A 19508-nucleotide genomic window follows, 5' to 3' on the forward strand; every position below is an offset into this window, starting at 1 on the left:
CCTTCACCCTCGGCGCCGCGCGGCGATCGGCCGCGCCGCGCGCGATGGCCTTCGCCGGTCTCGGCGCGGCCGAGGTGCTGCGCCGACAGCCGGACAACGCCGCCGCGGCCGACCTGCTGGTCGACGCCGCCATCGCCGTCGGGGCCCCGGCAGACGGTCCGGACTGGCCGTGGCCGCACCAGCGGCTGACCTACGCCAACGCCGCTCTCGCCGAGGTCGTCATCGCCGCCGGCCACCTGCGCGACGACGGCCGACTGCTTGCCGACGGGCTGCGGATGCTGTCCTGGCTGCGCGACATCCAGCTCGTCGACGGCGTGCTGTCGGTCATCCCGGCCGGCGGCTGGCAGCGCCATGCCCCGCGAACCCGTCACGACCAGCAACCGATCGAGGTTGCCGCTCTCGCCGACGCGTGCGCCACCGCCGCCGCCGTCACGGGCGATCCCGCCTGGGGTATCGGGGTACGTCAGGCTGCCGGCTGGTTCCTCGGCGACAACGACAGCGGCACGACGATGTGGGATCCCGCGACCGGCGGCGGCTACGACGGCCTGACCCCCTCCGGCGCCAATCTCAACCAGGGTGCCGAGTCGACCCTCGCCCTGATCTCCACGCTCCAGCAGGCCCGGCAATGGTCATGATCGGACCGGACCTGGCCACCCGGCTGGACCTCGCTCTGACGCCCGATCCCCAGCGGGTCATCGTGAAACTCTTCGTCCCGGGCGAGGACGCCGCCCTGGTACGCACCCGCGCCTCCGCGATCATCGAACGCATCGCGAATCTCGACGCCGACGAGGCCGGCGAGCTGCTCCGGCAGACCCTGGACCGGTTCGGCGGTCGCCATCACGACCTCGAAGCAACCTTTCGGCACCACTACGCCCTGGTCCAACACCGGGTCACCCAGACCGACGAACTGTCACCCACGGTCCGCCTGCTCGTCGGCGCCTACTTCAGCCACGAGTACGCCGTGGAGGCCGCCGCCCTGTGCAACCCGTCCATGGTGCCGCACCCCGATCAGTCCGACCTGGGCTCCGGCCAGCTACGGGTAGCGGTCAGCCTGCGCCAGATCGGGGAGGGACACCTGTCCTCGATCGGCTTCGCCGCCGCAGAACTCGGACCCGACAACCACCTCACCGTTCGTGACCGGTCCGGACCGTTGAACACCGGCCATCGGGTGAGCGCCTGGCACCGTCGAGACCTGCTCGCCGCGGGACTCGCCGAGGAGGGCTGGGACAACGAGGTCTCCGCCACCGTGCTGGGATCCCTGCCCGAGCGTTTCGACGACGACACCTTCGAGCGGGCCCTGGGCGGCCTCCCCGCCGACCTCCTCACCCGTACCACCACCGGGCGCACCCTGGAACAACTGCGCCGTACGACCGCCGCCAGCTACGCCGTGACCTTCCCGGCCGACATCCCACTCCAGCAGAGGGTCCTGTGGCCGGCCACCGCTGCCGAGAGCAACGGCATGGAGGACGCCCGCTTCGTCAGACTCACCGGCGACGGCGGCGACTCGGCCTACCTGGCGACCTACACCGCCTACGACGGTCGGCGGATCGCCGCCCGGATGCTCAGCAGCGACGACCTCCGCCACTTCCAGGTGTCCCCGATGCGCGGCCCGGCCGTCCGGAACAAGGGGCTCGCGCTCTTTCCGCGTCCGGTGGGTGGCCAGCACCTCGCGCTGTGCCGTTCCGACGGCGAGACCATCGGCCTGACCATCCGGGATCACGACAACCGGTGGCAACCCCCGGTACCGCTGCACGCCCCGCACCGGGGCTGGGAACTGATCCAGGTCGGCAACTGCGGATCGCCCATCGAGACCGGAGCCGGTTGGCTCGTGCTCACCCACGGGGTCGGTCCGATGCGTCGCTACGCCATCGGCGCCCTGCTCCTCGACCTGCACCGGCCCGACCGCGTCATCGCCGAACTGCCCGGCGTGCTGCTTGCTCCCGACGACACCGAACAGGACGGGTACGTGCCCAACGTCGTGTACTCGTGCGGCGGGCTGTTGCACGCCGGCACCCTGTGGCTGCCGTACGGAGTCAACGACACCCGGGTCCGATTCGCCTCCGTACCCCTCGCCACGGTCCTGGCGGCGATGGACGACGTCTCCGCACGGTAGCTCCGCACGGCTACCCGCAGCTGGCCGGCACATTCGGTGCTGACAGCGGCTCGCATCAGGTGGCGATGTCCGGGTACGGCAGGTCGAAGTGGGCGAGCCGCACCGCGTACTGCTTCTGGAAGCCGAGCGGTTCGGCGTGGTCCCGCTCGAACATCGCGATGAAGAGGGTCAGGGTGAGGAACGGATGCGCGCCGAGCGAGAAGAGCGCGACGTGGTCATGGTTGGCCAGCGCCTCCCGCTCGGCGTCGGTGAAGCGCAGCCAGGTGCTCGCCTCGCCGGTGTGGCAGTTGAGCACCGCGTTGGCGCGTTCCGCCTCCCACCAGGCGACGGTGCCGCGCGGATCGTCCCGGTAGCGTTCGACCAGTTCGGCGTCGCGGTCGACGGTGTAGAGGAACTTGTTCAGCAGATACCTGCTCATGCTGTCGGGGCTCCGTTCGGGTACCAGGTGAAGTAGGCCTCCATGGTGTGGAACAGGTCGAGGGTGTCCACGTGGTCGGCCCTGGCGCCGGCGCCGGCGACGCCCATCATCAACATGAAGTCCATGAAGCCGTGGGTGGCGTTGCCGGGGGCGTGCAGGCTGTCCAGCGTCACCTCGGCCAGGCAGCCGTCGAGGTCGCCGTTGGCGATCCATTCCACCGCCCGCCGGTCGAACTCGGGATCCGGGCCGTGCGGGCCGAACTGGCGGGGCCCGCCCAGCTCCAGCGACAGGTGTCCGGTGCCGACGATGGCCACCCGCAGGTCACTCGGCCAGGACTCGACCAGTTCCCGGATCGTCCGGCCGAGCTGTACGAAGCGTTTCGGCTGCGGCAGCGGCGGCGCGAAGATGTTGGTGTAGATCGGCACGATCGGCAGGTCGGCCTCGGGGCGCAGGGTGATGATCGGGCAGGTGATGCTGTGGTCGATCCGCAGTTCGTTGCTGAACGCGAGATCGAACCCGGCGTCGAGGCCCTCGCGCAGCAGGTGCCCGGACAGGTCCTCCTGGCCGCGCAGCAGCATCCTCGGCAGGCCGAACTCGCGTTCCTCGTTGTACCAGTTCGCGTCGTAGAACGGGGCTTTCCCGATCAGGAACTGCGGCATGTTGTCCAGCCACAGTTGGTGGAAGTGGTCGGATCCGACCATCACCAGCACGTCCGGGTCGGCCCGGGTGAGTGTCTCCCGGAAGGTCAGGATCTTGCGTACCCACTCGTCCGCGAACGGCGGGCGGTCCTCGCCGGTCGCGGTGCTCGCCCGGTAGTAGAAGGGGTGGTGGGTGGAGGCGATGACCGCGACGACGGTGGCCACGGCGGCTCCTTTCTCGGCGGGGTCGGAAGATCAAGCACCATCCGGCGGTACGTAGCGCGCGTTGCGGTCGACGGTCAGGTACACGTCCATCCCGATCGGGTTGCGGCGTTCCTCGGCCAGGTGCCCCAGCAGCCCCGCGGCCCGGGCCAGCAGCGCGAACCCGCGCAGCAGTTCCACCGGAAGCCCGAGGTCGGCCAGTGCGGCCCCGCACACCCCGGCCCCGTTGAGTGGCAGGGTACGGCCCAGGATCGCCGGATGGACCCGGCCGATCGCCTCGAACAGCCGCAGGTGCGGGCCGCGCAGCCCCTCCTCGTCGGCGATCCGGATCAGCACCGGGGTACGCGGGTCCCCGACCTTGTGCACGGGGTGCCCGAGGCCGGGGATCAGCCGCCGGTCGGCGCGGGCCGTCGTGACCAGCGCCGAGGCGACCTCGTCCCAGCCCGCGTCGTCGGTGGGCTGTCCGGTCAGTTCCGCGATGGCGTCGGCGAGGAACCGGCCGCAGTCCTCGGTGACGCCCAGGAAGCGGGAGCCGCCACCGAGCAGCCCGGCGGCGAGCGCACCCTGGAGCGACTCGGGGGCGCTCAGGTAGGTCAGCCGGGCGGCGATCGCCGTCGGGGTGAAGCCGTGGTCGGCCAGGGCGACGAGCACGGTCTCGAAGACCCGTACCTCGCCCGGCGTCGGTCGGCGCCCGGCGACCAGCCAGTACGCCAGTTCGCCGAAGCCCACCCGGCCCATCAGGTCGGCGGCGAGATCCTGACCGAGCAGTCGGATCTGGTCCGGATCGGACGTGCCGATCGCGGTCGGAAAGCTCAGTTCCCGGTCAGCCACTTGCGGATCTCCTCGCCGTGTTCGTCCAGTCCCGGCGGTGGCAACTCGTAGCGGGCCGGGGTCGCCGAGAAGGTGATCGGATTGCGCACGCCCGGCACGGCCGAGGCACCCTCTCCGACCGTCACCACCGGGTCCAGTCCCAGTTCCTCGGCCAGCGCCACGCCGCCGTCGATGGTGTTGATCGGGGCGCACGGGACGCCGGCGGCCAGCAGGTCCCGGAACCACTCGTCCCTGGTCCTGGTACGCAGCCGGTCGACCAGCAGCGGTCGGAGCTCCTCGCGGTTGGCGGTGCGGTCCTGGTTGCGCCCGAACCGGGGATCGCCCGGGAGTTCCGGCAGCCCGAGCACCTGGCACAGCTTGCGGAACTGCCCGTCGTTGCCGGCGATCACGATCAGTTCGCCGTCGGCGGTCGGCAGCGGCTCGTACGGGAACAGGCTCGGATGCGCATTGCCCATCCGGTACGGCACCACGCCGCCGGCCACGTACCCACTGCTGTGGTTGACGAGTCCGGACAGTGCCGAGGAGAGCAGGTTGACCTCCACGTGCTGTCCCTGACCGCTCGTGGCGCGGTGGTGCAGTGCGGCGAGGATGCCGATGTTCGCGTGCATCCCGGCCATCACGTCGAAGACCGATATCCCGGCCCGGTACGGCGAGCCGTCCGGGTCTCCGGTCAGGCTCATCAGGCCGGAGATGGCCTGCACCATCAGGTCGTAGCCGGGCATCGAGGCTCCGGCGCCGGTACCGAAGCCGCTGATCGAGGTGTAGACGACGCCCGGGTTGCCCGCCGACACCGACCCGTAGTCGAGCCCGAACCGGTGCAGTCCGCCCGGCTTGAAATTCTCGATCAGCACGTCGGCGCGGGCGGCCAGTTCGCGGGCGACCCTCAGGTCCGCGGCCTCGCGCAGGTCGAGCGCGATGGAGCGCTTGTTGCGGTTGATTCCGAGGTAGTAGGTGGAGACGTCGTCGCGGACCGGCGGCATCCAGGTCCGGGTGTCGTCGCCGGCCGGACCCTCCACTTTGATCACGTCGGCGCCGAGGTCGGCAAGCAGCATCGTGGCGTACGGCCCGGCCAGGATGCGGGAGAAGTCGGCCACCAGTACGCCGCGCAGCGGTCCCGGTGACCGGTCCGGCGCACCGTCGCCATCCCGCCGTTCCGTCGTCATCCGCAACCTCTCGTCCGTATAACGGACAGGCGTCCGCCAGCGCCAGTTTCGGACGTGGCTTCGACCGCTGTCAAGGTCGAGTGTTCCCCGTACCGGGTCCATCCGAGGCGCTGGATAGGGCGGCGCGCGGTCGGACCGGAGCTGGTCCGGCGCACGCAGTTGAACTGTTGACAAGCCGGATGGTCCGGCTCACAATTTCGCCACTCGAACTTTGACCACTACGCGGACAAGTGTCCGTCGATGGCCCCGGCATCCGGCGGGAAGCTGACCCAGAAGCGGGTGCGGCGGGCGGACCGGCCAGCTCGGTTTCCGGGCCCAGGCCACCGACGAGCGAGGCGAGGAGACGGCATGAGCACTGTCGACAACGGTCCGGCCGTCACGTCGGGCCAGCCGATGATCTTCCGCAACGGCCTGGTCCTGACCATGGACGACGTCCGGACGGTGCTGCCCGGCGCCGACGTGCTCGTGATCGGCGAGCGCATCGCCGAGGTGGGCGTCGGATTGACCGCGCCACCGGACGCCCTGGAGATCGACGCCACCGACGGCATCCTGATGCCAGGGATGATCGACACGCACCGGCACCTGTGGCAGACCGCGATGCGCGGCTACGGCGCCGACTGGACCCTGACCCAGTACTTCGTCTGGTACTACCTCGAATCCGGCAAGCTCTTCCGGCCCGAGGACATCTACGCCGGTAACCTGCTCGGCGCGATCGAGGCGATCGACGCGGGCGTCACCACCACCGTCGACTGGTCGCACGGGCTCCAGACGCCGCAGCACGCGGACGCCGCCGTCGACGCCCTGGAGGCGGTCCCGGGCCGGTTCGTCCTCGCGTACGGCAACATCCAGCAGGGCCCCTGGCAGTGGGCGACCAGCCCAGAGTTTCGCGACTTCGTCCAGCGGCGACTGCACGGCCGCGGCGACATGCTCGGCTTCCAGATGGCCTTCGACGTCACCGGTGATCCCGCCTTCCCGGAGCGGGCGGCGTTCGAGGTGGCCCGCGAACTGGGCGTGCCCGTCACCACCCACGCCGGTGTCTGGGGCGCCACAAACGACGACGGCATCCGACTGATGCACGAGAACGGCTTCATGACGCCGGAAACCGTCTACGTGCACGCGGCCACCCTCACCCGCGACTCGTACCACCGGATCGCCGCCACCGGCGGATCGGTCTCGGTCTCCACCGAGAGCGAGCAGAGCGCAGGGCAGGGCTACCCGCCCACCTGGCAGCTCCGGCACCACGACATCCCGGTCTCGCTCTCCATGGACACCAGCGTCTGGTGGAGCGGAGACCTGTTCAGCGCCATGCGGTCCACCCTCGGTGCGGACCGTTCCCGGGAGCACCTGGAGGCGCACGGCCGGCAGGACACGGTCACCCACTGCCACCTGCGGGCCGAGCAGGTGGTCGAGTGGGCCACCCGGGGCGGCAGCCGCGCGCTCGGACTGGACGACACGGTCGGCAGCCTGACGGTGGGAAAGAAGGCGGACGTCGTACTGATCAAGAACGACGACTCCCCGGTGATGTTCCCGATCCTCCACCCGTACGGCCAGGTGGCCTTCCAGGCGCAGCGCGGCGACGTGCACTCCGTGGTGGTCAACGGCCGGCTGGTCAAGCACGCGCACCGGCTGGTCGGCATCGACCTCGGCAAGGCCCGGCGCGAGGTCGAACGGACCATCGAGTACCTGATCGGTGCGATGGGCGACGAGGCCTGGGCCCGGGGCATGAACCCGGACATCCCAGAGACGAACCTGATGGACAATCCGTACACGTACACCGAGTGGGATGCCGGCTCGGCCCAGTGGAAGCATTGAGCCGACGCGGGTGTGCCCGCGACGGCCCAGGTCGGAGCGGGCCGCATCGTCGGCAGGGGGAGTGGACGGGATGACGCGCGAGGCGGGACCTGACTTCATCGAGGCCCTGGCCCGTGGACTGGACGTACTGCGCTGCTTCCGGGCCGGTCGACCGGTGCTCACGCTCAGTGAGATCGCCGCCGCGACCGGCCTGGCCCGCCCGACCGTCCGGCGGATTCTGCTCACCCTCGACGAACTCGGTTACGTCCGCTCCGCCGATCGGGGCTTCGCGCTCACGCCCCGGGTGCTGGAACTGGGCATGAGCTACATCAACTCGCTGAACATGTGGGAGGTCGCCGAGCCGCACATGCGCCGCCTCGTCGAGGCGACCAACGAGTCGACCTCGATGGCCCAGCTCGACGGCAACGACATCGTCTACGTCGCCCGGGTCGCCGTACCGAAGATCGTCACGCTGGCCGTCACCGTCGGCACGCGGTTCCCGGCACCCGCCACGTCGATGGGCAAGATCCTGCTGGCCGCGCTCGACCAGCCCGAGCTCACCGCCGCGCTGGCCGAGCCGACCCGATCTGGTATCACCCCGTGGTGGCAGCCGGAACGCGACGAGCTCGACCGGACGCTGCGCGAGGTCCGGGCCCGGGGATGGGCCCTGGCCGACCAGGACCTCGCGCCCGGCATCCGGTCGATCGCGACCGGGGTACGCAACGGGGACGGCAAGGTCGTCGCCGCGGTCAACGTGACTGTGCACGCGGCGGAGACCAGCGTGGAGCAGTTGACCGAGGAACATCTGCCCCGGCTGCTCCGTACCGCCGCCGACATCAGTCGGGACTGGGCGCTGCTGGACACCCTGCCGATCACCGTGCACGATCCGCGCCGTGGCATCGTGCCGCTCGGCGTACGCCTGCCGTAGCCGAGGTCGGCAGCGCGTCGACGGCCGCCCGGGGGTGGGTCCGAGGCTGTTCCGGTCCGCTTCCGCCGCCGCGCCGGCCCCGTTCGGCGCATGTCGATGTGCGCTCGCCGCTGGAGTTCGACACCTCGCCGTCGGAGTGCGCGATCGGGGTATCCAATCGACATAGGTGAATCTAAGAGCGGCTGGGAGTGACCCATGACCTCACGTATTCGGCAGTGTGCCGGGGTGCTGTTGACGGCGCTGCTGGTGACAGTGGCCATCCTGACCCACACGAGCACGCGGGTGGAGGCGGCCGCCGGAGTGCGGGTGATGCCGCTCGGCGACTCGATCACGGACGGTTTCAACGTACCCGGCGGCTACCGGATCGACCTCTGGCAGAAGGTGGTCGCCGGGGGCTACACGGTCGACTTCGTCGGCTCCCTGGCGAACGGGCCGGCCAGCCTCGGTGACCGGAACCACGAGGGACACTCCGGCTGGCGGATCGACCAGCTCGACGCCAACATCGTCGGCTGGCTTCGTACCTACACGCCTCGCACGATCCTGCTGCACATCGGCACCAACGACATCAACCAGAACCGCGACCTGCCGAATGCCCCGAACCGGCTCGCCGCGCTGATCGACCGGATCATCACCACGGCGCCGGACACCAAGGTCTTCGTGGCCACGATCGTTCCGGCCGGATCCGCGAACACCAACGCCCAGGTGCGGAGCTTCAACGCGGCCATACCGCAGATCGTCCAGACCCGGGCGAATGCCGGCCGTCCGGTGTACCTGGTCGACATGTACAACGCGCTCACCACCGCCGACCTGGCCGACGGTGTACATCCGAACGCGACCGGATACAGCAAGATGGCCACCACCTGGTACAACGCCCTTCGGGCCGTGCCGGGCAGCCTGACCGAGGGCAGTACGCCGACCCCCACGGCCACGGCTCCCACGACCGCGCCCCCCACGACCGCGCCCCCGACGTCACCGCCGACGGGTGGCCCCACGACTCCGCCGACCACTCCACCGGCTGGCGTCGGCTGCTCCGCCTCGGCCTCCCTCAACTCCTGGAACGGTGGCTTCGTGGCCACGGTGCGCGTCACGGCCGGCTCCTCCGGCACCAACGGCTGGACGGTCGGCATGACACTGCCGTCCGGCGCCACGATCACGAATGTCTGGAACAGCCAACGCAGCGGCAACAGCGGCGCGGTCCAGTTCACGAATGTGAGCTACAACGGCCGGATCGCCTCCGGACAGTCGACCGAGTTCGGATTCCAGGGCACCGGAAGCGGAGCGGGCACGACACCCACCTGTACCGCGAGCTGACTCCGACCGGTACGTGTCGTCCGGCGCCTATTCGGTGAATCCCAGCGGTCGCGTGACCGTGCCACGACTTCACGGATGTATCGGAGAAAGCCATGACGGCAGTTGATCCGATCCGGTCAGCCCATAACCAGGGCTGGACCATCCGCGACCATCCGCGCCACTCGTCCGGGTCGACGGCTGCGCGCCGGCCCGGACGTCGCGCCGATCCCGATTTCTACCCGTACTTCGCCGCGTCGAGTTCCACGCCGTGTCCGACCTGCACGTGACGGCACCCCGAGAAGCTCAGCGACCGGCCTTCGCGTGGTATTCGTCGACGATCTCCTGCGGGATGCGGCCCCGATCCGAAATCTCCCGGCCCTCCTTCTTGGCCCAGGCCCGGATCGCCTTGTTCTGCTCGCGATCGGCGGTCGCGCTACCCCTGCCACGTGCGGCACGGCCACCGACGACCACCGCACCCCTGCCGATCTTCTGGCCCGAGGCGGCGTACGGGGCAAATAGGTCCCGCAGCTTTCCAGCGTTTTTCTTGGAGAGGTCGATCTCGTACTGCACTCCGTCGAGCGAGAACTTGACGGTTTCGTCGGCGTCTCCGCCGTCCAGGTCGTCGACCAGCTTGTGAATGACTTGTTTGGCCACTGTGGCGTTCCCTTCGAGTGGTCGTTCCTGTAACAAAAACACAGTAGCGCGTCGGATGCCCGCCATGCCAAGTGGACGCCCCGTACGGAGCAAGGTTGATCGGTGACTCAGCGTTGACCAACGGGTACAGGATTGATTCGCACTGGATACCGATCACCGTCGGAGGCGGGCCTGTTCTAATCGTGACCTCCGCGCTCCCGACTGGGGCGGGCGTGGTCGATTCCCGCGTCGACCGGTCGGAACAATCCGCCCGCTGATGTCGACGCCCGGCTCTCCGCCGTCGCCGCCGAGATGTCCCGCTCCTTCCGGCGCACATCGGACGGCAGGGCCACTGTGGGCGGTACGAGGACCGCCAACTCGACGACCCGGCAGACGCTGATGTAACCATCGCAGCCCGCCAATGGTCGACTTGATGGGAGGCATGTCAGACGGCATTGGAGAAGCTGGTGATTTCCTCCCTGCCAGCGACGCTGGTGGTATGCCGTACGCGTGTTCGATGTATACCAGGAGGGACGTTGAGTATGGTGGCACGCCGCAGGTCAGTGGGGTCCATCCTCGGGCCGTCCCGGCTCCGTCGGGCGGCTCGGGACGGAGTCCGGATTTCCTCCCGGTCCGAGGGCCGGGGCGTTCTCCGGAGGAGTTGGTGACGGATCTGCGCGTCCGGCCGGACGGGAGGCAATCCTGTTGACCGGATCCGATGCGCATACGGAGTTCGCCGAGTTCGTACGAGCCTGCTACCGCGGCTGGTACGCCACGGCGAGCGGCTCACCGGCGACCACGGACACGGCGAGGATCTCGCCCAGGAGGCACTGGTCAAGACCTACCGTGCCTGGCTGCGGTTGCATCCCGACGGTGACGCCGAGGCGTACACCAAGAAGGTGATGACGCGGGCCGCCTGGCGCACCGGACGCCAGCGATGGCGTCGGGAGATCCCGACCGATGTGCTACCGGACGGGCGGGCCGACGACCCGTACGAGCCACGCGACCTCGCCCGGCTGGTCCGCGCCACGCTGCGCGCGCTGCCGGCGCAACAACGGGCGGTACTGCTCCTCAGGTTCTGGGCCGGACTCACCGAGCAGGAGGTGTCGACGGTCCTGGGCTGCCGCGTCGGCACGGTGAAGAGCCGGGCACACCGGGCCTTCACCGCGCTACGCCGCCCGCTCGCCGACGCACTGGCTCCGGCCGCCCCGGCCCACACCAGACCATCGACGTAGACACTTCAACCAGATCTACCGTCCTTCCTCGACCGACGACCGGTTTCCGGCGCAGATGAAGCGGATGGAACCGTTCGACGTACGTGAGTGCTTGGTAGCGGTATGAGGATCCTGTGGGAGGACAAATGCTGAGGACACTCGCCCGGTGGGGCGGCGGTGCCGCCGTCGTCGCTCTTGTCGTGTCGTCCGTGGGGCCGGCGGCGTCGTCCGCCTGGGCCACCGCGCCGAACGCGGGCCCGGAGGTGGTCCGCACGCCGCAGCGCCCGGGAGAGCCCGCCCGGTCCGTCACGTTGATCACGGGCGATCGGGTCACGGTACGTGCTGACGGGGTGGCGTCGTTCGAGCCGGGCGCGGGCCGGGACGGCATTCCGGCGGTGACCCGACGACTCGACGGTCGACTGCGCGTCACGCCGGTGGACGCGCTTCCGCTGGTCGAGCAGGGACGGCTCGACGCCCGGCTCTTCGACGTGACCACGCTTATCGAGTTCGGCTACGACGACCGCCGTGGTGATCTGCCGTTGATCGTCACGACCGCCGGCAACCGGTCGGCGGCCCGGGGCACGGTGACCGCGCGGGGTGCCAAGGTGGTCCGGGATCTACCGTCGGTGGGTGGCATGGCGGTGCGGGCGGCCAAGTCGACGCTGACCGACTTCTGGCAGGGCATAGCCGGTGGTGCCACCGCCAAGGGCCTGCGCGGCGGCGTCTCGAAGGTCTGGCTCGACGGGCTGCGCAAGCCGACGCTCGAGCGGAGCGTGCCGCAGATCGGGGCGCCGGCGGCCTGGCAGGCGGGGCTGGACGGCGCGGGCGTCACGGTGGCGGTGCTGGACACCGGGGTGGACGCCGATCATCCGGACCTGGCCGGGCAGGTGACCGGGACGGCCAACTTCACCGACGAGGACGCACGGGACGTGGTGGGGCACGGTACGCACGTGGCGTCGACCATCGCGGGTACCGGTGCCGCCTCGGACGGTCGGAACAAGGGGGTGGCACCTGGGGCGCGGCTGCTGTCCGGCAAGGTCTGCGGCGCGCGCGGGTGTCCTGACTCGTCGATCCTGGCCGGAATGCAGTGGGCGGCCGAGCGGGGTGCCGCGGTCGTCAACCTGAGCCTCGGCAGCGGGGACACTCCGGAGGTGGATCCGATAGAGCAGGCCGTACAGACCCTCACCGAGCAGCACGGCACGCTTTTCGTCGTCGCGGCGGGGAATTCCGGTAGGGCGGGCACCATCGGGTCTCCGGCGAGCGCCGATTCCGCGCTCGCGGTCGGTGCTGTGGACCGGTCCGACGAGCTGGCCGACTTCTCCAGTCGCGGGCCGCGTGCGGGTGACTCGGGGCCGAAGCCGGACATCACCGCGCCAGGGGTGGAGATCGTGGCGGCGAGCAGTTCGGACGGCCCGCTGCCGGAGGAGCCGTACCTGACGGCGTCGGGTACCTCGATGGCGACGCCGCACGTGGCCGGCGCCGCGGCGATCCTGGCGCAACAGCATCCGGGGTGGAAGGCCGCCGCGCTCAAGTCGACCCTGATGGCTGCCGCCGTACCCCATCCGGACCTGGACATGTTCGCCCAGGGTGCCGGCCGGGTGGACGTGGCCCGGGCGATCGGGCAGACGCTCGCCACCGATCCGCCGAGCGTTGGGTTCGGCCGGCGGGAGTGGCCGCACCACGACGACGTACCGGTGTCGAAGCCGGTGACGTACCGCAACAGCGGTACGGCCCCGGTGACCCTGGCCGTCTCGGTGCAGGCGTCGGGACCGGACGGTACGGCGGCACCGGCCGGACTCTTCACGGTGAGCGCGTCGACGGTGACGGTGCCGGCCGGCGGGACCGCCGAGGTGACCGTCACCGCGGACACCCGGGTCGGTGTGGCCGAGGGCGCCTACACGGGTCGGGTCGTCGCCATCTCGGGAGACCTGGTGCTGCGTACGCCGATCACAGTGGACCGGGAGGCGGAAGTCTACGACCTCACGATCTCGTACGTGAACCGGGCCGGTGCGGCGATCGAGAACTGCTCCGAACTGGTCCGCCTCGGTGGATCGGGGCTGACTTCCGACGACGTCATACGCCCCGTGTGCGGCACGGTCCGGCTACCTGCGGGCCGGTATGCGCTTTTCACCAGGATCAAGGAGGAGTCAGGCGAGGGTGTGAGCAGCCTGCTGACCCAGCCGGTCGTGGAGGTGAACAGGCCGACCACGGTGACCGTGGACGCGCGTAAGGCGAAGCCGGTGTCGGTCACCGTGCCCCGGGCGGACGCGACCCAGGTCTTTGCTGATCTTGCGGTGAATCTACAGGTCGGGGTAAGTTCCTACGGTTACGGTGTATTAGGCGACGATTTTGCCGGAATGCACCTGGGGCGGGTCGACGACGGTGGTCCGGTGGAGGGGTTCTCCGCGGGCGTGACCGGCACCTGGGCGAGGGTGGATCCGGAAATCGGCGTCCACAACAGCCCGTTCGTCTACAACCTGGCCTGGTCGGTGCCGGCCGACCAACTCGACGGCTTCACCCGGCAGACTCGTGACCGGGACCTGGCCACCGTTCACGCCCGGTACGCCCGTAACGTGCCCGGCAGCTTCGAGGTCAACAACCCGGCCATCTTCCCAGGTAACAGCGGGGCGTTTGTCATTCCGCTCACGTTCGACTCGCCGTTCGAAGGGACCGAGTACTTCAACGCCGACCCCGACGTGCGGTGGGCGCGCCTTCTGTTCGAGCAGGACGCATCGGGCCGGCTGTCGACAGTTTTGGGCTTCATTCCCCTGACGTACCGGGCCGGCACGGTCACCCGTGACCAGTGGAACCAGGCGGTGTTCGGCGCGAGCCTGGAGGCTCCGGTCTATCCGGAGGACTACGTCTCCCGGGTCGGCGACGAGATCTTCGTGAACATTCCGCTCTTCGCCGACGGCGCCGGTCGACAGGTCTCCTCGTTCGACGCGGTCGAGAAGATGGTCCTGTACCGGGACGGTGTCAAGGTCGGGGAGTCGGACGGACTCTGGAAGACCTTCGAGGTTCCCGCGGCAGCGGCGGACTACCGGCTGGAGGTCACCGGAACCCGTGGACATCCCGTCGCCCTCTCCACCCGGGTGGAGGCGGCCTGGACCTTCCGGTCGGGGCACGTGGCGGGGGAGAACTTGGTGCGGTTGCCGCTGTCCGGAATCCGGTTCAGCCCGGCGCTGGACCAGCTCAACACGGCGCCGGCCGGTCAGTCGTTCCTCATCCCGGTGTCGGTGCGACCGCAGCCGGGAACGACCGGCGGCGGCGTCCGCTCCGTCGGCGTCGACGTCTCCTACGACGACGGCGCCACCTGGCAGAAGGCCACCGTCGTCGCAGTCAACGGCGTCGGCACCGTGCACGTCAAGCATCCGAAGAAGAGCGGCTTCGTCTCACTCCGGGCCACCGCGACGGACCGGTCCGGCAACACGGTACGACAGACGGTGATCCGCGCCTACGAGATCAGGTAGCGCTCCGCCTGCCCTGAAGGATCAGCGGCCCTTCGAGATCACGTCTGGTGCCGAACCAGGAGTGGTCGAGAAGGGCCGCTGATCCGTCCTCGAGGCGACCCCGCCCCCGGCCGCCCGCAGTGCGGCGTTGCGCACCCCGCTCTCAGGGCGGAGTGGGGCCGCGATCGCGCGGGCGTTCGGCGCTGGCGACCTCGCTGCGGCTCGGTAGCCAGTAGGCAGGGATGAAGCCGGCGATCACCACCACGCCGGCGACGGGATGCAGGACGCCGAGTGCGGTTCCGACGGCGATCCAGACGAGCGCGAGACGGTAGCGCCCACCGATGGCACTCGTGCCGTCCGGGTCGGCGGTCTGCCGGAGAAGATGCTGACCGCGCCGGACGTACTCCCAGATCACGTTGAAGAGTGCGGCCACGGCCTCGAAGGCGATCCCGTAGAACACGACGGCGCTCCGCCGCCCGTCACCGGACTCGAAGGCGGTGGCGAGGACGGAGGAGGCGAAGGGCAGGAACGCGATGAACATCAGCAGCACGGTGTTGAGGAACAGCACCGGGCGGTCGACGGCACGGATGTGGTCGAACAGAACGTGGTGGTTCACCCACATCTGTCCGATGAGCAGGAAGGTGACGGCATAGGCCAGGTACGAGGGCCAGAGGGAGACGAGGGCGTGGAGCAGGTCCCGGGTGTCCCGCGGTGGACGGATCTGCAGGATGAGCAGGGTGGCGGCGATGGCGAAGACGCCGTCGCTGAAGGTGACGAGCCGGGCGGGATCACGTTCCGCGCCGGCGAGTCTGCTGGATCCGGTCGCAGCCCTGCCGGTCGAGTTCCTGCGGGTCGGTCGTAACCAGCGCATGCGGCGTCGGCCCGTTCCTACGTCAGGTCGTACGCGCTCGCCCCGCGACGGTGGCCGACGTGACCCGCCTCGCCGAACGACCCCCGTGCGTGCTGACGAGTCATGCCAGGCTCCCCCGCGAAAAGTGGGCGCTTCCCGCCCTCGCTGCTCGCGGGCGGGTTCCCGCCGTGGCCCGGAACAAACCCACTGATTCGCGCTCCGATGCTCCGGTGGGCACATCGCCGGAACTCGGGCCCGGGGCCGATCTGCCGTGGTACGACTTGCTTCGACGGCGGTAGGTGGTCGGGGCGCGGGTCGCAAGCCCGGTTGTGGGGGCGCGAGAGCGGGCGGCAATGACGACGGGCAGGTACTCGACGCTGATCCGTGACCCGGATCAGCCGCAGCAGGCCACGTACGTGGAGCTCTTCTACGATCTCGTCTTCGTCTTCACGCTGGCCCGCCTGGCCGAGGCGTTGGTGATGGATCTGCACCCGCTCGGTGCCTACGAGACGCTGCTTCTGCTGTTGGCGATCTGGTGGGTCTGGTCGTACACCAATCTCGCCACCGACACCCTGAATTCGCGCCGGCCCGCCGTGCAACTGCTGGTAATCGCGTTCATGTTCGGCAGTCTGGTGATGTCGACCGCGATCCCCGACGCGTTCGGCGGGCGCGCACCGCTCTTCGCCGCCGCCTACGTCGGCATCCATCTCCTCCGCAGCACCGTGCTCGCGGTGATCCTGCGCGACCATCGGCTCCGCAACCGGCCGCTGCGCGGAATCTTCTGGTTCAGCATCTCTGGCGCGATCTGGTTCGCGGGCGCGTTCGCCCCGGCCGGGGCCCGGGTGGTGATCTGGACGGCGGCGCTGGGCCTGGACTACCTGGGGCCGGTGCTGCGGTGGCCGACCCCGAGGATCGGACGCTCGCCGGCCTGGGAGTGGAACACGGCGGGTGAGCACCTGGCCGAGCGGTATCGGCAGTTCATGATCATCGCGCTCGGTGAGACCGTGGTGATCACCGGACGGACGTTCCGGGGCAGCGACTACAGCATGTATCCCAGCTTGGCGTTCGCCATCTCGTTCGCCACCACGGTGCTGCTCTGGTGGATCTACTTCTACCGGACCAGGGAGAAGCTCGGCAGCGCCATCGTCGGCTCCGCCGACCCGGCCCGGGAGACCAAGTGGGCCGGCTACGCCCATCTGATCATGGTGGCGGGCGTCGTCCTCAGCACGGTCGGCGACGAGCTGATCATCCGGCATCCGCTCCACGACACGTCCGGGGGCTGGGTCGCGGCGATCATCGGTGGTCCGGGTCTCTTCCTCGCCGGCCGTGCGCTGCTGGGCCACGAGGTCTTCATCCACGTGGCCCGGCCCTGGCTGATCGGGCTCGGCGTGCTGATCGTCATGGCACCGGCGATGGTCTTCCTGCCCGCGCTCGCCGTCTCCGGGACCGTCCTGGTCGTCCTGCTCGGCATCGTCCTGGCCGACGTGGCGAGCATCCGGGAGCGGCGCGGCTGATCGGACCACCGACCGCCCTCCCCGGGACGTGCGCCGTCCGCTCCCGTGGACGACCCCGCCGCCGAACACCACCGCCCGGGAGCGGGCGGCCATCCGACCGCCCGCTCCCGCCTCCTACCGCTCGTGCGTCATGCGGCCGGCCATGCCAGGCGGTACCAGATCCAGATCCGGGGCCGCCCGGCCGGTCCCAGGAGGCTCGTGACGGAAGTCGTCACCTGCCCGCGCCCGCGAGAGCGGGTTCGGGGTCGGACCCGGCCGTCGGCGGCTCGGCGTCGTCGTGACGCCTGAACAGCCTGCCGGGCCACCACATCCATCGACCCACGTCCAGGGCCAGCGCGGTGACCAGTACCGAGCGGACGATCATGGTGTCCAGCAGTACGCCGAACGCCACGGTGAACCCCAACTGCGCCGCGAACACCAACGGCAGCGATCCCAGCGCCGCGAAGGTACCGGCCAGAACCAGACCCGCCGAGGTGATCACCCCGCCGGTGGCGGACAGTCCGATCCGTGCTCCGCGCCGGGTGCCGTGCAGCAGTGCCTCTTCCCGTACCCGGGTGACCAGGAAGATGTTGTAGTCGATGCCCAGGGCGACCAGGAACACGAACACCAGGAGCGTGAAGTTCGCGTCCGCTCCGGCGAAGCCGAACACGTGGTTGAACATCAGCGCGCTCACGCCGAGGGCCGCTCCGAACGACAGCACCACCGTCGCCATGAGCAGCAGCGGTGCGACGATCGCCCGCAGCAACAGCGCGAGGATGAGGAAAACCACGATCAGTACGACGGGGATGATCACCTTGGCGTCGCGGGCGGCCGACCGTTGTGTGTCGAGCGCGATCGCCGTGCTGCCGCCGAGCCGGGCGTCCGCACCCTCGATCCCGTGGATCGCGGTTCTGGCCCGCTCGACGGTACGCATCGCGGCCTTGCTGCCGGGAGCGTCCTTGAGCGTCCCGAGGACGAAGGCCTTCTCGTCCTTGATCACCGGCGCCGCGACGTCGGCGATTCCCGGTACGCCGGACAACACGCTCCTGACCTGCTCCGCCGACGCGGCCTTGGCCACGACGTAGACAGGGTCACCCGATCCGGCCGGGAAGTGTCTGGACTGGATCTCCTCGCCGACGACCGCCTGCGTCTTGTCGGTGAACTGGCCGTTGCTCGGGATCCCATCGGCCTTGAGCCCTGTCACCCCGACCGCCATGACGCCGAGGACGAGCACGGTGCCGACCCATACCAGCCGGGGCCGGCGGGAGATGGCGGTGCCGACCCGCGTCCAGATGGTCTCCCTGGTGGACCCGACCGAGCCGTACGACGGCTTGACCGGCCAGAAGATCCAGCGGCCGCAGACGACCAGCAGTGCCGGCATCAGGGTGACCATGGCGAGCAGCCCGACGAGGACACCGACGGCACAGGCCGGGCCGAGCCCCTTGCTCGAGGTGAGGGTGGCCAGCAGCAGCACCAGCAGGCTGACGGCGACGGTCGCGGCACTGGCGATGATCGCGGGACTGGAGCGGTACAGGGCCTCCGCCATCGCCTCGTGCCGGTCCTCGTGCCGTCGCAACTCCTCCCGGTACCGCGAGATGAGCAGCAGCGCGTAGTCGGTGGCGGCGCCGAACACCAGTACGGTCAGGATGAGGCTGGTCTGGGTGTTGACGGTGAGCCCGGCGTTCCGGGCCAGAAGGTAGATCACCGCCTCCGCCATGACCAGGGCGCCGCCCGCCGTCAGCAGTGGCAGCAGTGGCAGCAGCGGGCTGCGGTAGGTGAACAGCAGGATGACGACCACCACCAACGCGGTGATCATCTCCAGGGCGCCTCCGCCGCTGAATGCCGTTATCGAGTCGGATGCGTAACCGGCAGGTCCGGTGACGTGGAACCCGAGACCGTTGGCGTTCCGCTCGCCGATCCTGGTCATCGCGTCGACGACCTCGTGGGCTCCGTCCCACCCCTCGTTACCGTCGTCGACCTGGACCACGACCTGGATGGCCCTGCCGTCCTGGGCCTTCAACGGGCCCTGTGGTTGCCCCACGACCTTCTCGATGCCCTTGAAGGCTTCGACGTCGGCTTGGGCCTTGGCCAGGTCGGCAGGGGTGACGCCCTCGGGCCGGTCGTAGATCACGATCGCCGGCAGGGTCTCGGCGGGCTGGAACCTCTTGGCCTGTTCGAGAACCTTGGTCGCCTCCGCGTTGCCGGGCAGCCAGGCCGAATTGTCATTCTTCTCAACGTCGCCGAGCTTGCCGGCCAGGACGAAGGCCGGAATCAGCAGGGCGAGCCAGATGGCCAGGATGGCCCATTTCGCTACCCTGCCACTTGGCAAGGTGATCAGTTTCCGCAACATGGGGATTCCTTAGTGTTGGTCGATGCCTCTGCCGTCACCCCCCGCGAGGGTCTCCTCCGGGGCCCGGACCCGCAGGCGTGCGGGCATCAGGCAACCCAGCCGGACCGCCGCCGAGTTCCGCGTCC

At 69.7% G+C, this 19508-nt stretch carries 14 protein-coding genes and 1 pseudogene; 8 read left to right on the plus strand and 7 right to left on the minus strand.

Translation table 11 applies throughout. The features are described from left to right. A pseudogene (locus tag I0C86_RS11115) lies at positions 1 to 635 on the plus strand (glycosyltransferase); the annotation flags it as partial. Next, positions 632 to 2113, plus strand: coding sequence for a glycoside hydrolase family 130 protein (locus tag I0C86_RS11120; protein ID WP_196201146.1), 1482 nt, complete (start codon positions 632 to 634; stop codon positions 2111 to 2113). The pseudogene I0C86_RS11115 and the gene I0C86_RS11120, both read left to right, overlap by 4 nt. Positions 2114 to 2168: 55 nt before the next feature. Here I0C86_RS11120 and I0C86_RS11125 read toward each other — a convergent pair whose 3' ends face one another. Genes I0C86_RS11125 through I0C86_RS11140 form a run of 4 tightly spaced genes read right to left on the minus strand, consistent with a single transcriptional unit; the run spans position 2169 to position 5385 of the window. After that, positions 2169 to 2531, minus strand: coding sequence for a hypothetical protein (locus tag I0C86_RS11125; RefSeq protein ID WP_196201147.1), 363 nt, complete (start codon positions 2529 to 2531; stop codon positions 2169 to 2171). Further along, the gene (locus I0C86_RS11130) at positions 2528 to 3394 is read right to left on the minus strand and encodes a DODA-type extradiol aromatic ring-opening family dioxygenase (protein ID WP_196201148.1); all 867 of its coding nucleotides are present in this window, start codon (positions 3392 to 3394) and stop codon (positions 2528 to 2530) included. The genes I0C86_RS11125 and I0C86_RS11130 overlap by 4 nt, the downstream gene beginning before the upstream one ends. Positions 3395 to 3424: 30 nt before the next feature. Continuing rightward, positions 3425 to 4222 (minus strand): citryl-CoA lyase, encoded by a 798-nt coding sequence (locus I0C86_RS11135; RefSeq protein ID WP_196201149.1) that lies wholly within the window; start codon positions 4220 to 4222, stop codon positions 3425 to 3427. After that, positions 4204 to 5385, minus strand: coding sequence for a CaiB/BaiF CoA transferase family protein (locus I0C86_RS11140; protein ID WP_196201150.1), 1182 nt, complete (start codon positions 5383 to 5385; stop codon positions 4204 to 4206). Before I0C86_RS11140 ends, I0C86_RS11135 begins: the two co-directional genes overlap by 19 nt. Positions 5386 to 5733: 348 nt before the next feature. Here I0C86_RS11140 and I0C86_RS11145 point away from each other — a divergent pair, with 348 nt between their 5' ends. From I0C86_RS11145 to I0C86_RS11155, 3 genes are all read left to right on the plus strand, one after another. Further along, positions 5734 to 7197, plus strand: a complete 1464-nt coding sequence (locus tag I0C86_RS11145; RefSeq protein ID WP_196201151.1) for an amidohydrolase family protein — start codon at positions 5734 to 5736, stop codon at positions 7195 to 7197. Between the two features lie 70 nt (positions 7198 to 7267). Then, positions 7268 to 8104 carry an IclR family transcriptional regulator domain-containing protein gene (locus tag I0C86_RS11150; RefSeq protein WP_196201152.1) on the plus strand — a complete coding sequence of 279 codons (837 nt, stop codon included), beginning with the start codon at positions 7268 to 7270 and terminating at the stop codon, positions 8102 to 8104. A 195-nt stretch (positions 8105 to 8299) separates the two neighbouring features. Continuing rightward, positions 8300 to 9415: a GDSL-type esterase/lipase family protein gene (locus I0C86_RS11155; protein WP_196201153.1), complete on the plus strand. Its 1116-nt coding sequence runs from the start codon at positions 8300 to 8302 to the stop codon at positions 9413 to 9415. Positions 9416 to 9697: 282 nt separating this feature from the next. Here the strand turns inward: I0C86_RS11155 and I0C86_RS11160 are convergent, their stop codons facing one another. Then, positions 9698 to 10048, minus strand: a complete 351-nt coding sequence (locus tag I0C86_RS11160) for a histone-like nucleoid-structuring protein Lsr2 (protein WP_196201166.1) — start codon at positions 10046 to 10048, stop codon at positions 9698 to 9700. Positions 10049 to 10779: 731 nt separating this feature from the next. Between I0C86_RS11160 and I0C86_RS11165 the strand changes: the two genes are divergently transcribed. Together I0C86_RS11165 and I0C86_RS11170 are read left to right on the plus strand one after the other, a co-directional pair. Continuing rightward, positions 10780 to 11262 (plus strand): SigE family RNA polymerase sigma factor, encoded by a 483-nt coding sequence (locus I0C86_RS11165; protein ID WP_255527688.1) that lies wholly within the window; start codon positions 10780 to 10782, stop codon positions 11260 to 11262. A 125-nt stretch (positions 11263 to 11387) separates the two neighbouring features. After that, on the plus strand, positions 11388 to 14711 hold the full coding sequence (locus tag I0C86_RS11170; protein WP_196201154.1) for a S8 family serine peptidase: 3324 nt from the start codon (positions 11388 to 11390) through the stop codon (positions 14709 to 14711). Positions 14712 to 14853: 142 nt separating this feature from the next. Here I0C86_RS11170 and I0C86_RS11175 read toward each other — a convergent pair whose 3' ends face one another. Continuing rightward, positions 14854 to 15561: a TMEM175 family protein gene (locus I0C86_RS11175; RefSeq protein ID WP_230393968.1), complete on the minus strand. Its 708-nt coding sequence runs from the start codon at positions 15559 to 15561 to the stop codon at positions 14854 to 14856. A gap of 332 nt (positions 15562 to 15893) precedes the next feature. Here I0C86_RS11175 and I0C86_RS11180 point away from each other — a divergent pair, with 332 nt between their 5' ends. Further along, complete coding sequence (locus I0C86_RS11180) at positions 15894 to 17054, plus strand: low temperature requirement protein A (protein WP_196201155.1); 1161 nt, start codon at positions 15894 to 15896, stop codon at positions 17052 to 17054. Positions 17055 to 17265: 211 nt separating this feature from the next. On the opposite strand, the gene I0C86_RS11185 is transcribed toward I0C86_RS11180, so the two are convergent. Then, positions 17266 to 19383, minus strand: coding sequence for an MMPL family transporter (locus I0C86_RS11185; protein ID WP_196201156.1), 2118 nt, complete (start codon positions 19381 to 19383; stop codon positions 17266 to 17268). Positions 19384 to 19508 lie beyond the last annotated feature (125 nt).

The organism is Plantactinospora alkalitolerans, from assembly GCF_015690345.1.
Lineage (GTDB): Bacteria > Actinomycetota > Actinomycetes > Mycobacteriales > Micromonosporaceae > Plantactinospora > Plantactinospora alkalitolerans.

Bases quoted from the DNA above. Each gene is read 5' to 3' on its own strand.
- I0C86_RS11120 (WP_196201146.1), top strand. From the start codon at position 632: ATGATCGGACCGGACCTGGCCACCCGGCTGGACCTCGCTCTGACGCCC.
- I0C86_RS11125 (WP_196201147.1), bottom strand. From the start codon at position 2,531: ATGAGCAGGTATCTGCTGAACAAGTTCCTCTACACCGTCGACCGCGAC.
- I0C86_RS11140 (WP_196201150.1), bottom strand. From the start codon at position 5,385: ATGACGACGGAACGGCGGGATGGCGACGGTGCGCCGGACCGGTCACCG.
- I0C86_RS11145 (WP_196201151.1), top strand. From the start codon at position 5,734: ATGAGCACTGTCGACAACGGTCCGGCCGTCACGTCGGGCCAGCCGATG.
- I0C86_RS11150 (WP_196201152.1), top strand. From the start codon at position 7,268: ATGACGCGCGAGGCGGGACCTGACTTCATCGAGGCCCTGGCCCGTGGA.
- I0C86_RS11155 (WP_196201153.1), top strand. From the start codon at position 8,300: ATGACCTCACGTATTCGGCAGTGTGCCGGGGTGCTGTTGACGGCGCTG.
- I0C86_RS11170 (WP_196201154.1), top strand. From the start codon at position 11,388: ATGCTGAGGACACTCGCCCGGTGGGGCGGCGGTGCCGCCGTCGTCGCT.
- I0C86_RS11175 (WP_230393968.1), bottom strand. From the start codon at position 15,561: ATGCGCTGGTTACGACCGACCCGCAGGAACTCGACCGGCAGGGCTGCG.
- I0C86_RS11180 (WP_196201155.1), top strand. From the start codon at position 15,894: ATGACGACGGGCAGGTACTCGACGCTGATCCGTGACCCGGATCAGCCG.
- I0C86_RS11185 (WP_196201156.1), bottom strand. From the start codon at position 19,383: ATGTTGCGGAAACTGATCACCTTGCCAAGTGGCAGGGTAGCGAAATGG.